This is a genomic window from Burkholderia sp. Se-20378 (assembly GCF_017104665.1).
In the GTDB taxonomy this organism is placed as follows: Bacteria; Pseudomonadota; Gammaproteobacteria; order Burkholderiales; family Burkholderiaceae; genus Burkholderia; species Burkholderia lata.
This window is the reverse complement of sequence record NZ_JAAGPG010000296.1, coordinates 1-10,434: the sequence shown is the minus strand read 5'-3', so window position 1 is coordinate 10,434 and position 10,434 is coordinate 1. Positions and strand designations below refer to the sequence as shown.

Sequence of the window (10,434 nt, the reverse complement as noted above, 5' to 3'; positions counted from 1 at the left end):
CCGGGCGGTTTCGCCCGCGACCCGCCAAGAAAAACGGCCGCCCCGGAGGGCGGCCGTGTCATGCGGCGCAACGGTGTCGCGCGGCGCTCGGTGCGTTACAGCGCCATGTCGGCCGACGCCTTCGCCGGGCGGGCCGGCGCGGTGCCGGTGGCCTGCGACGGCGTGGTGACGTCGATCTTCGGCGGCGGCGACAGCTGCAGCACGTCGCTGGTGTACGTCCATTCCTCGACGACCTTCGCCGGGCTGTCGTTCAGCTTCGTGCTGTAGCTCGGCACGATCTGGCGGATCTTCTGCTGCCACTCGGGCGTCGCGACCTTGTCCTTGAACACCTTCTTCATCAGGTTCAGCATGATCGGCGCGGCCGTCGACGCGCCCGGCGATGCGCCGAGCAGGCCAGCGATGCTGCCGTCCTGCGACGCGACGATCTCGGTGCCGAGCTTCAGCACGCCACCCTTCACCGGGTCGCGCTTGATGATCTGCACGCGCTGGCCGGCCTGCCACAGGCGCCAGTCTTCCTTCTTCGCGTTCGGGAAGTATTCCTTCAGCGCGTTGAAGCGGTCGTCGTCGGACAGCATCAGCTGGCCGGCGAGGTACTGGACCAGCGGGAATTCGTCCACGCCCACGCGCATCATCGGTGCGACGTTGTGCGTGTTGGTGCTCTTGAGCAGGTCGAAGTACGAACCGTTCTTCAGGAACTTGGTCGAGAACGTCGCGAACGGCCCGAACAGGATGATCTTCTTGCCGTCGATGATCCGCGTGTCGAGGTGCGGCACCGACATCGGCGGCGAGCCGACCGACGCCTTGCCGTACGCCTTCGCCAGATGCTGCTTCACGACTTCGGGGTTCTCCGTCACGAGGAACGAGCCGCCGACCGGGAACGCGCCGTAGTCCTTCGCCTCGGGGATGCCCGACGCCTGCAGCAGGTGCAGCGCACCGCCGCCCGCGCCGATGAACACGAACTTCGCGTCGACCGACTGCGCCGGCTCATCCGAGTGCAGCTTGACCCAGCTCACGTGCCACGTGCCGTCGGCATTGCGCGAGATCTCGCGCACTTCGCTCGACAGCGACAGCGTGAAGTTCGGCTGCGTCTTCAGGTAGCCGACGAACTGGCGCGTGATCTCGCCGAAGTTCACGTCGGTGCCGATCGGCGTCCACGTCGCCGCGACCTTTTGCTTGGGGTCGCGGCCTTCCATCATCAGCGGCACCCACTGCTTGATCTGGTCGTAGTCTTCCGAATACTGCATCCCGCGGAACAGCGGGCTCGCCTGCAGCGCTTCGTAGCGCTTCTTCAGGAAGCGGACGTTGTCGTCGCCCCACACGAAGCTCATGTGCGGCGTCGAGTTGATGAACGAATGCGGGTTCTTCAGCACGCCCTGCTTGACCTGCCACGCCCAGAACTGGCGCGAGATCTGGAACGACTCGTTGATCTCGATCGCTTTCGAGATGTCGATCTTGCCGTCCGCCTTCTCCGGCGTGTAGTTGAGTTCGGCAAGCGCCGAGTGGCCGGTGCCGGCGTTGTTCCAGCCGTTCGAGCTTTCCAGTGCGACGCCGTCGAGGCGCTCGACCATCGTCATCGACCAGTCAGGTTGAAGCTCGTGCAGCCAGACGCCGAGCGTCGAGCTCATGATGCCGCCGCCCACCAGCAGGACGTCGACCTTCTTCGTATCGGCGGCATGCGCGGACGAAGTCGCGACGCACAGCGCGAGCGCCGACAGTATTACCCGTAACGTTTTGATCACAGCAGATCCCTTTTTCAACTTGGATGCATCGGTTTGCCGAGCCGCCCGGCGCGCGTATCGATCGTGGCGAAACACGTATCCGGAGATCCGGATCGCGAATCCGGAATTCCGGATCGACGTCGCGCGCCGTTGCATTTGCGCACGCGAAACCGTCGGGAAGGACACCTTCGGAACGGCTTCCTGCGGGCAGGCAAGCGCCTGCGTCACAGTGGCGCACAACGCGCCCGGGCCCTTGCGGCAAGCCTGAGCGGAAGGTGCTTCAGGCTGCGTGGAAAGAGGCCGCGCGCGACGCGTTTTGCGGGGGCGGGATGGCAAGGGGCGCGTAATGTAACCGAACTCGTTTGCTGTGTCACAAACGAAAAATACCGTTGTTTTCGTGGGGTTTTTTGCGTGTCCGGGTTTCCGGAATGACGGTCGCGGGAAGCGGGAAAGCTGGGGATAACTGCGCGGGATCGGGAGGGGATTTCGAGGGGGCTGCGTCGTGTCGCGGCAGTGCGCCGCGACACGATCGCGTGACGTCACGTCACTTTACTTCGCGGCACCGTTCCGGCAGAACTGGTCGTACGCCTGCGCCGAATTCGCGAAGCCCTTCTGCTTGGCGAGTTCCCACGGGCGTTCGCATTGTTGCGTTGCTTCGCACCACGAATAGCCGGCCGAGCCGATACAGCCGTGCGCATCGCGATCGCCGCCGACCATCGGCGGTGCGGCCGGCGCCGACGATTGCGCCGGCGGCGTGGATGGCGCGGCACAGGCGCTCAGGACAAACGCGCAGGCCAGCGTGGCGGCCAGCGGCACGGACGGGATGAATCGCTTCATAAAGTAGTGCTCCATGGGATGAGATTCGGAGAATCGGGGGCAGCCTGCATGCTCACCGCCTCGTTCAGTCGCCCGGCACCGGCACGCGCGACGAGAACTTCACTTCGCGCAACGCGAGGCTCGACTGGATCGACGACACTCCGGCCTGCTTGCGCAGCACGCGCTCGACGAATTCCGCATACGCGTCGAGATCGGCCGCGACGACCTGCAGGATGTAGTCGGCCGCGCCGGTGATCTTGTGGCAGGACGTCACTTCGTCGTGTTGCCGGATCACGTCCTCGAAGTGATCGGAATCCTGGTCGGAATGCATGTTGAACGTCACCTGCACGAACGCGAACACGTTCATGCCGAGCGCGCGCCGGTCGAGGTTCGCCTGGTAGCCGGTGATCACGCCTTCGTCCTCGAGCCGCTTGCGGCGGCGCCAGCAGGGCGTGACGCTCAACGACAGCTTCTCGCCGAGCGTCGCGTTCGACAGTGCGCCGTCGTCCTGCAGCAGGCGCAGCATGGCGCGGTCGACGCCATCCAGTTCGGCCGAAGCGCGATTTTTGCTCATTTCCGGAATTCCGTAGGCGGTTTTCTCAAAATTGTACGAAAGGCGCGCGTCGAAAGCAAAGCTATTGCCGGTTGCGGTCAATAAACTGTTGCCACCCTCACAGCAACGGTCAACCATGCTTACGGTCTACAGCAGCGATCACCAACTGCATCGCGGCGTCGAATTGAAGGACGGCGCGATCACCGATTCGTTCGAAAACCCCCTTCGCGCCGAAACGGTGCTCGCGCAGGTGCGTGCCGCCGGCCTCGGCGACGTGATCGCGCCGAAGCCGTTCGACCGCACCAGCTACGCGGCCGCGCACAGCGCGCGCTACGTCGATTTCCTCGCCGGCGCGTGGGACGAGTGGACCGCCACGGGCCGCACCTGCCAGGCGCTGCCGCTCGTGTGGCCGGTGCGCGCGATGCCGGCCGCAGCCACCGCGCCCGCGTTCATCGACGGCAAGCTCGGCTTCTACGCGATGGACGCCGGCGCACCGATCAACGCCGGCACATGGGATGCCGTGAGCGCGAGCGCGAACTCCGCGCTCACCGGCGCCGACCTGCTGTCGAGCGGTGCGACGCGCGCGGCGTTCGCGCTGTGCCGCCCGCCCGGCCACCACGCGGGCCGCGAGTACATGGGCGGCTATTGCTACCTGAACAACGCGGCGATCGCCGCGCAGCACTGCATCGCGCAGGGCGCGGCGCGCGTCGCGGTGCTCGACGTCGATTTCCACCACGGCAACGGCACGCAGGACATCTTCTACGACCGCGCGGACGTGCTGTTCGCGTCGATCCACGGCGAGGCGCCGGTGTCTTACCCGTACTTCTCCGGCTATGCGGACGAGCGCGGCATCGGCGCGGGCGAAGGGTTCAACCTGAACCTGCCGCTGCCGAAGGGCACGCTGTGGGACACCTACTCGGCCGCGCTCGACCAGGCGGCGGCCGCGATCGCCGCGCATGCACCCGACGCGCTCGTCGTCTCGCTCGGCGTCGATACCTTCGAGCACGACCCGATCAGCCATTTCCGGCTGCGCTCGCCCGACTACCTGCGCATCGGCGCGGCGCTCGCGCGCCTGAACGTGCCGACGCTGTTCGTGATGGAAGGCGGCTACATGGTCGACGAGATCGGCATCAACGCGGTCAACGTGCTGCTGGGATTCGAAGGGCGCGCGTAACGCGCGGCGCCGACCGTTTCAACGGCGGCCGTGCCCCGTGCCGGCCGCCGCAACCGTGGAGCAAAGGCATGACGCGATATCTGGATGTGACGAGCGTATCGACGCTCGTGGCCGAAGTCGGGATGACGCAGATCCTGACGACGATGGCCTCGTATATCGAGCAGGACTACCGGCGCTGGGAGACGTTCGAAAAGACCGCACGCCTCGCCAGCCATTCGACCGACGGCGTGATCGAGCTGATGCCGACGTCGGACGCGCGGCTGTATGCGTTCAAGTACGTGAACGGCCATCCGAAGAACACCAAGGCCGACCTGCTGACCGTGATGGCGTTCGGCGTGCTGGCCGACGTCGATACCGGCTATCCGCTGCTGCTGAGCGAGATGACGCTGACGACGGCGATCCGCACCGCCGCGACCTCCGCGCTGGTCGCACGCTTTCTGGCGCGCGCCGATGCGCGTTCGATGGCGCTGATCGGCAACGGCGCGCAGAGCGAATTCCAGGCGATCGCGTTCCACGAGATGCTCGGCATCGACGAACTGCGCGTGTTCGACATCGATCCGGCCGCGACCGACAAGCTGATCCGCAACCTCGCGCCGTTCGAGGGATTGCGCGTGATCCGCTGCGCGTCGGCGGCGGACGCCGTGCGCGGCGCGGACATCGTGACGACGGTCACCGCCGACAAGACCAACGCGACGATCCTGACGCCGGACATGATCGAGGACGGGATGCACGTGAACGCCGTGGGCGGCGATTGCCCGGGCAAGACCGAGCTGCATGCGGACGTGCTGCGCCGCGCGCGCGTCGTCGTCGAATACGAGCCGCAGACGCGCATCGAAGGCGATATCCAGCAGATGCCGGCGGATTTCCCGGTGATCGAGTTCGCACGGATCGTGTCGGGCGCCGAGCCGGGCCGCGAATCGGATGCGCAGGTGACGGTGTTCGATTCGGTCGGCTTCGCACTCGAGGATTTCTCGGCGCTGCGCTACCTGAATGCGGCGGCGCGCGAGCGCGAGATCGGCATCGAGCTCGACCTGATTCCCGCGCCGCGCGATCCGAAGGACCTGTACGGCGTCGCGACGCGCGGCGAGAACGCCGTGCTGCCGGCCGGGATGGGCCGTGCGGTGCAGGAAGCGCTGCACCATTGACCGCAACCGCTTCGTCATCCGAACCACAACACGTCCCGCATTGAACGGGGCCCACCAGACTGACCAGGAGACAGACATGCTTCGACATCCCATGACGGCATTCGCCGCGGCGGCCGCGCTCACGTGTGCGCTGTCCGCGCACGCGGACGAAATCGTACGCATCGGCCACGTCGCGCCGCTGACCGGCGCGATCGCGCACCTCGGCAAGGACAGCGAGAACGGCGCGCGCCTCGCGGTCGAGGAAATCAATGCGAAGGGGCTGACGATCGGCGGCAAGAAGGTCACGCTGCAGCTCGACGCGCAGGACGACGCGGGCGATCCGCGCACCGCGACGCAGGTCGCGCAGCGGCTCGTCGACGACAAGGTCATCGGCGTCGTCGGCCATCACAACTCGGGCACGTCGATTCCGGCGTCGCGCGTCTATCGCGACGGCGGCGTCGTGCAGATCTCGCAGGCCGCGACCAACCCGACCTACACGCAGCAGGGCTTCAAGACGACCTATCGCGTGGTGGCGACCGATGCGCAGCAGGGGCCGGCGCTCGCGATGTATGCGGCGAAGAACATGGGCATCAGGACGGTGGCCGTGGTCGACGATTCGACCGCGTACGGGCAGGGCCTCGCGACCGAGTTCGAGAAGGCCGCGCAGGCCGCCGGGATGAAGGTCGTGTCGCGCGACGCGACCAACGACAAGGCGATCGACTTCCGCGCGATCCTCACGAAGATCAAGGGCGCGAACCCGGACGCGATCATGTACGGCGGCATGGATGCGACGGGCGGGCCGCTCGCTAAGCAGGCGCGCCAGCTCGGCATGCGCGCGAAGATCCTCGCCGGCGACGGCGTCTGCTCGACCGACCTGCCGAAGCTCGCGGGCCCGGCGTCCGACAACGTCGTGTGCTCCGAAGCCGGCATCGCGCTCGAGAAGATGCCGGGCGGCGCGGCGTTCGCGAAGCGCTACGAAGCGCGTTATCACCAGCCGATGCAGGTGTATGCGCCGTTCTCGTACGACGCCGTGAACATCATCGTCGACGCGATGAAGCGCGCGAACTCGACCGATCCGGCGAAGGTGCTGGCCGCGATGCCGGCGACCGACTACAAAGGCGTGATCGGCGAGACGAGCTTCACGCCGCAGGGCGACCTGAAGCACGGCGCGATCTCGGTGTTCACGTACAAGAGCGGCAAGAAGGCGCTGCTCGATATCGTGAAGATGTAACGCAGCACGAACCGGAATCGCGCGACCACCGCAGGCGCAGACCTCGGGGCGCGATACCGGCGATCACGTCATGGCCGACCACACCTGGCACGAGGCAGGGCGGCGGCAGCCAGTCGAACGCACGCTCGGCGATGAGCGGCGTCGACTGGCTGCAATTCAACGACCCGAGCAATTCGGAGTCGATCCGCGCGCAATGCGCGATCTTGTTCATCGGGTGCGCGATCGCGTCCGGAGCGATGTCGGCGAGAAACACGTGATGCCGCTTGTGCGTGCCGGCGATCCGGGACAGATGGCGGGCGTGGCCGCACCGAGCCCGGTTTCTTCGAGCAGCTCGCGGCGCGCGGCGTCGCGCAGCGATTCACCGGGGCGCGGCTTGCCGCCGGGTAGCGCCCAGCGGGCATTCAATCGCGCGACCGACAGGATCCGGTCGCACGTTCTTTCATGATGATTTCCTGATTGCAGGTCCGCACGTCGAATCGACGGGCAAAAACGCCGCCCGCAACGGGCGGCAAGGAACGGAGAGATTCACTGCCAGGGTGCCGGACGGAATGGCCGTCTCGTCCGGTATGGTCATTGTCGCGACGTCAGGCGGAGCGGTGAATCAGACGGGCCTGATTTGACGTGCGACAGCGCGCGAAACCGCATCGGGCCGCCTCGAAACCGCGGGGGTGGCCCAGCCGCCAGCCTTGCGGCACAATCCGTTCAGCCGGCCCGCCCGCCGCGCATCGCACCCGACCGTTTTCCGGAAACCAACATGAACAATATCGAAGGCAATCGGCCGCCGCGTCGCGCATCGAAGATGCGGCTCGTGCTGCGTCAGTACTTCAACCTGCGTGAAGGGCAGGCCGATTACGCATCGATCGATCGCGACCTCCGTGCCGGGATTGGGCTGCGTGGCACGAATCTGTGGATCCTGATGTCGGCCATCGCGATCGCGTCGATCGGTCTCGACGTCAACTCGACGGCGGTGATCATCGGCGCGATGCTGATCTCGCCGCTGATGGGGCCGATCATGGGCCTCGGCTACGGGATCGGCATCTACGATTTCGGGCTGATTCGCCGGTCGCTGCAAAATCTCGGCATCGCGACGCTGATCAGCCTCGCGACGTCGACGCTGTACTTCTCGTTGAGCCCGCTCACGGGTGAGCATTCAGAACTGCTGGCCCGCACGTCGCCGAGCATCTGGGACGTGCTGATCGCGCTGTTCGGCGGCCTGGTCGGCATGGTCGGCGCGACCCGCAGCGAAAAGACCAACGTGATCCCCGGTGTCGCGATCGCGACCGCGCTGATGCCGCCGCTGTGCACGGCCGGCTACGGGCTCGCGCACGGCAGCCTGCAGTACTTTGCCGGCGCGTTCTACCTGTTCTCGATCAATTGCGTGTTCATTGCATTCGCGACGGTGATCGTCACGTGGGTGATTCGTGCGAAGCCGGTGGCACCCGTGGACGCCGCGGTCCAGCGCAACGTCCGGCGCTTCGTGCTGGCGGCGGTGCTGGCGACCGCGGTGCCGAGCGTCGTGCTGGCCTACCGTCTCGTGACGCAGGAAGTGTTCAACGCGCGCGCCGAGCAGTTCATCAAGACCGAACTGTCGTTGCCGTTGAGCGTGGTCGCGAGCAAGCACATCGATCCGGTCAAGCGGACCATCGACGCGGTGCTCGTCGGCCAGCGCGTCGACCAGCACCGGCTCGATGCGCTGTCGTCGAAGCTGCCCGGATACGGTCTGACGCACGCGACGCTCGTCGTGCGCCAGGCCGGGGACGAGCGGATCGATGCGCGCGCGCTCGAAACGTCGTTGAAGGCGACGCTCGCGCAGCAGCTCGTCGAGGCGCAATCGGTCGCGCAGCAGGACGCGCAGGACAAGGACGATGCGATCGCGAAACTGCAGCGGCAGCTCGACGCGCAATCCACCGACCGCGCGGAACTCGATCGGGTCGCGCATGAACTGAGCGTGCAGTATCCGCAGGTGCGGCAGGTTCGGTATGCGAATGCGTTCGAGTGGGATGGCGCCGCGAGCGCGCCGGGCGCGGACGCGGTGCCGACCTTCGTCGTGTCGACGGCGAAGCCGATGCCGCGCGCGGAACGCGCCCGGCTCGAAGCATGGCTGAAGGTGCGGCTGGGGCCGAAGCCGGTGCGGCTCGTCGTGGCGGGCTGACGCGGCGCCGCGTCGGGTCGCCGTGTCGCCCGGTCGCCGTGTGAGCCCGCGCTAGGCCCGCTTGCCGAGGCTCACGGGCTGACGGTCGGTGTCGGGCACGATGTGCAGCTCGCGCGTGCGGATCGGCAGCGCGCAATTCGCGTCGGCGAGCGTCTTGCGCACCTGGCGCGCGAGGCGCCAGCGCATCGCCCAGAACTTGTCAGTGTGCGTCCACACGCGCATGTTCGCGACGACCGTGCTGTCGTCGAAGCGCATCACCATCACGTCCGGCGCGGGATCCTGCAGCACGTCGGGATCGGCCGCGGCCAGCGCGCGCAGCGCGTCGAGCGCGCGATCGATATCGTCGTGCACCGACACCTCCACTTCGAGATCGAGGCGGCGCGTCGGATTGCGCGTGTAGTTGCGGATCGAGCTGCCCCACAGCGCGCTGTTCGGCACGTATTCGCAGATGCCGTCCGGCTTCGTCAGCCGCGTCATGAAGAGCCCGACCTCGTCGACGGTGCCCGCGACGCCCGTGCCGCCGTCGATATAGTCGCCGACCTTGAACGGCCGCAGCAGCAGAAGCATGATGCCGGCCGCGATGTTCTGCATCGTGCCCTGCAGCGCGAGCCCGATCGCGAGGCCGGCCGCGCCGAGCACCGCGATGAGGCTCGCGGTTTCGATGCCGAGCTGCGATAGCGCGCCGACGATCGCGACGATGCGGATGCCCCACACGGCGACGTCGCAGAGGATCGGCCGCAGTGTGTCGTCGACGCGTTCCTTGTTCGAGAGCAGACGGTTCAGCCAGTTGCCGATGCGTTTCGACAGCCACCAGCCGGCGACGAGCAACGCCAGGCCGGCGCATAGCTTGAGGGAAAGAGTGGACAGTGCGTTCCACAGGAACGTCCAGCGTTCCGGGTGCAGGTGATCGAGCAACATGACGGGATTCCGGTTGGAAGAAACAGTGCGCGACGCGTGGCGCGCCCGCCGTGGTCGGGCGGGCTTGCGCTTACGCGCCGGCAGCGTTCGACTGTACGCGACGCACAATGGTTCGCGCGAACGGGTGGGGTCGAATGCCGCGTAGCGATGCCGTCAGGCCGTGAAATCGCGGTTTCGATCTAGTACGAAGCGGCTTTTCAATCAAATGAGATTAGTCCTATTCAACCGCTTCGATCGCGCCGCTACACTCGTTTTCACGTTACCGGGTCGCGACGATCGTTCCTCCGCGACACCCGGTTGTTTCCCGATTTTTCACTGACATTCAGCGAGTGACGACGTCATGCGGTTAGACCTGCGTTTCCGTCTCGCACGCGAACAAGGTCAACCCGCACGGCACGGCGTTCACGGTTTCCCGATGCGCCGCACGCTGCTGCGCGGTGTCATCGCGGCGGTCTGTGTGGCCGGCGCACCGGGTGTGGTGGCATACGCGTCTCACGACGCCGCGCCGTTTGCGCCCGTGACGGCCGATCTTGTCGACGTGCCCTTTTTCAATGCCGCGCGCACCACGTGGGGCGGTTTGCATGCCTCGACGGCCGCACCGCTCGACGTTGCCTACGCGTCGCATGCGCTGGCCGTGCCGACGGCCGGCGAACGCGACGACCCCGTTGCGCGCTTCGGTGCCTGCGTGGCCTACCGCGTGCTGTGCGACGCGGCGCGCGGGGCGGTCGAGCGCGCATACGCGTCGAGG

Annotated in this window: 9 protein-coding genes and 1 pseudogene; 5 read left to right on the top strand and 5 right to left on the bottom strand. The window is 66.7% G+C overall.

The annotated features are described in order from the left end of the window. Positions 1 to 95: 95 nt before the first annotated feature. From mqo to G3N93_RS25670, 3 genes are all read right to left on the bottom strand, one after another. Positions 96 to 1,739, bottom strand: coding sequence for a malate dehydrogenase (quinone) (mqo, locus tag G3N93_RS25680; RefSeq protein WP_374196515.1), 1,644 nt, complete (start codon positions 1,737 to 1,739; stop codon positions 96 to 98). 528 nt (positions 1,740 to 2,267) lie between these two features. Then, positions 2,268 to 2,555 carry a hypothetical protein gene (locus tag G3N93_RS25675; RefSeq protein ID WP_174939616.1) on the bottom strand — a complete coding sequence of 96 codons (288 nt, stop codon included), beginning with the start codon at positions 2,553 to 2,555 and terminating at the stop codon, positions 2,268 to 2,270. Positions 2,556 to 2,619: 64 nt separating this feature from the next. Further along, positions 2,620 to 3,108 (bottom strand): Lrp/AsnC family transcriptional regulator, encoded by a 489-nt coding sequence (locus G3N93_RS25670; protein ID WP_174914363.1) that lies wholly within the window; start codon positions 3,106 to 3,108, stop codon positions 2,620 to 2,622. Positions 3,109 to 3,223: 115 nt separating this feature from the next. Here G3N93_RS25670 and G3N93_RS25665 point away from each other — a divergent pair, with 115 nt between their 5' ends. The 3 genes from G3N93_RS25665 (at position 3,224) to G3N93_RS25655 (ending at position 6,616) form a co-directional block, all read left to right on the top strand. Then, positions 3,224 to 4,261 carry a histone deacetylase family protein gene (locus G3N93_RS25665; protein ID WP_206123381.1) on the top strand — a complete coding sequence of 346 codons (1,038 nt, stop codon included), beginning with the start codon at positions 3,224 to 3,226 and terminating at the stop codon, positions 4,259 to 4,261. A gap of 68 nt (positions 4,262 to 4,329) precedes the next feature. Then, on the top strand, positions 4,330 to 5,406 hold the full coding sequence (locus G3N93_RS25660) for an ornithine cyclodeaminase (RefSeq protein WP_174939613.1): 1,077 nt from the start codon (positions 4,330 to 4,332) through the stop codon (positions 5,404 to 5,406). Positions 5,407 to 5,482: 76 nt separating this feature from the next. Continuing rightward, positions 5,483 to 6,616 (top strand): branched-chain amino acid ABC transporter substrate-binding protein, encoded by a 1,134-nt coding sequence (locus G3N93_RS25655; protein ID WP_206134229.1) that lies wholly within the window; start codon positions 5,483 to 5,485, stop codon positions 6,614 to 6,616. A 207-nt stretch (positions 6,617 to 6,823) separates the two neighbouring features. On the opposite strand, the gene G3N93_RS41720 is transcribed toward G3N93_RS25655, so the two are convergent. Next, a complete protein-coding gene (locus tag G3N93_RS41720; protein ID WP_241026695.1) occupies positions 6,824 to 7,021 on the bottom strand; it encodes an NUDIX domain-containing protein in 198 nt (65 codons plus the stop codon). Between the two features lie 349 nt (positions 7,022 to 7,370). Here G3N93_RS41720 and G3N93_RS25645 point away from each other — a divergent pair, with 349 nt between their 5' ends. After that, positions 7,371 to 8,768, top strand: a complete 1,398-nt coding sequence (locus tag G3N93_RS25645; protein ID WP_206134228.1) for a DUF389 domain-containing protein — start codon at positions 7,371 to 7,373, stop codon at positions 8,766 to 8,768. A 51-nt stretch (positions 8,769 to 8,819) separates the two neighbouring features. Here the strand turns inward: G3N93_RS25645 and G3N93_RS25640 are convergent, their stop codons facing one another. Beyond that, complete coding sequence (locus G3N93_RS25640) at positions 8,820 to 9,686, bottom strand: mechanosensitive ion channel family protein (RefSeq protein WP_206134227.1); 867 nt, start codon at positions 9,684 to 9,686, stop codon at positions 8,820 to 8,822. Between the two features lie 340 nt (positions 9,687 to 10,026). On the opposite strand from G3N93_RS25640, the pseudogene G3N93_RS25635 reads away from it, so the two are divergent. Beyond that, positions 10,027 to 10,434: pseudogene (locus tag G3N93_RS25635) on the top strand (M23 family peptidase); the annotation flags it as partial.

What these genes read in the sequence shown, in the direction of transcription:
- G3N93_RS25675 (WP_174939616.1), bottom strand. Translation starts at nt 2,555, where the DNA reads ATGAAGCGATTCATCCCGTCCGTGCCGCTGGCCGCCACGCTGGCCTGC.
- G3N93_RS25670 (WP_174914363.1), bottom strand. Translation starts at nt 3,108, where the DNA reads ATGAGCAAAAATCGCGCTTCGGCCGAACTGGATGGCGTCGACCGCGCC.
- G3N93_RS25665 (WP_206123381.1), top strand. Translation starts at nt 3,224, where the DNA reads ATGCTTACGGTCTACAGCAGCGATCACCAACTGCATCGCGGCGTCGAA.
- G3N93_RS25660 (WP_174939613.1), top strand. Translation starts at nt 4,330, where the DNA reads ATGACGCGATATCTGGATGTGACGAGCGTATCGACGCTCGTGGCCGAA.
- G3N93_RS25655 (WP_206134229.1), top strand. Translation starts at nt 5,483, where the DNA reads ATGCTTCGACATCCCATGACGGCATTCGCCGCGGCGGCCGCGCTCACG.
- G3N93_RS25645 (WP_206134228.1), top strand. Translation starts at nt 7,371, where the DNA reads ATGAACAATATCGAAGGCAATCGGCCGCCGCGTCGCGCATCGAAGATG.
- G3N93_RS25640 (WP_206134227.1), bottom strand. Translation starts at nt 9,686, where the DNA reads ATGTTGCTCGATCACCTGCACCCGGAACGCTGGACGTTCCTGTGGAAC.